General features: G+C 62.5%; 2 protein-coding genes. One reads left to right on the top strand and one right to left on the bottom strand.

The genetic code is table 11. From position 1 onward, the window contains the following. Positions 1 to 4: 4 nt before the first annotated feature. The gene (locus tag CWO89_RS49355; RefSeq protein WP_426434276.1) at positions 5 to 211 is read right to left on the bottom strand and encodes a LexA family protein; all 207 of its coding nucleotides are present in this window, start codon (positions 209 to 211) and stop codon (positions 5 to 7) included. A 112-nt stretch (positions 212 to 323) separates the two neighbouring features. Between CWO89_RS49355 and CWO89_RS44710 the strand changes: the two genes are divergently transcribed. Next, positions 324 to 825, top strand: a 502-nt coding sequence (locus CWO89_RS44710; RefSeq protein ID WP_130232005.1) for a helix-turn-helix domain-containing protein, incomplete at its 3' end; no start/stop codon positions are given.

Genomic DNA, 825 nt, shown 5'->3' with positions numbered 1-825 from the left:
TTCATCACAGTGATTTTGACGTTTTGATACCGAGCCATTCGAGGATCGGCAAGTTTTCGGGTGGCAGGAGAATCTCGATGCTTCGGGGAACGCCGGGCTGACGGCGAATGAAGCCGTTTCGTTCGAGGGTGACGATCATTTGGTGGACTGACGGCGGGCTGACGCGGAAATGGCGCTGAATGTCGGCTTCGGCTGGCGGCTGTCCGAACATGTACGAATAGGTATGGATGAAAGCGAGGTAGTGCCCCTGCTTCTCGGTTAAGCGCGCGCTGATTTTTGACTCATGGATCGATTCGTCCCGGCCTCCGACAAGGAGGCAAAGCATGAATGTACGTTATCGGGTCGAATTGAGCCAAGCCGAGCGCGACGAACTGACGGCGATGCTCGGCGGCGGCAAGCACGCCGCCCGCAAGCTCAAGCGGGCGCAGATTTTGCTGGCGGCCGATAGGGGCCGCAGCGACGAGGAGATTGCTCGGACCGTGAGTGTCAGCCGTTCCACCGTCAGCCGGACCAAGCGCCGCTTCGTAGAAGGCAATCTGGAGCGGGCCTTGAGCGAGGAGCCGCGTCCGGGCGCAGAGCGCAAGCTGACCGGAAAGGAGGAGGCCCTGCTGGTGGCGACGGCATGCGCCAAGCCGCCCGCTGGCCGCAAACGCTGGACGCTGACGCTGCTGGCCGACACGATGGTCAAGCTCACCGATCACGACAGCCTGTCGGGCGAGACCGTGCGTCGCCGGCTGGCCGAGAACGACCTCAAGCCATGGCGCAGGGACATGTGGTGCATTCCCCATGTCGACGGCGAATACGTCGCCCGCATGGAGGACGTGC

Source organism: Bradyrhizobium sp. Leo170, from assembly GCF_004296405.1.
Lineage (GTDB): Bacteria > Pseudomonadota > Alphaproteobacteria > Rhizobiales > Xanthobacteraceae > Bradyrhizobium.
The sequence above is the reverse complement of the archived record's forward strand: the minus strand, read 5'-3'. Positions and strand labels throughout refer to the sequence as shown.

Coding starts and splice junctions, on each gene's coding strand:
- CWO89_RS49355 (WP_426434276.1), bottom strand. CDS start 211: ATGTTCGGACAGCCGCCAGCCGAAGCCGACATTCAGCGCCATTTCCGC.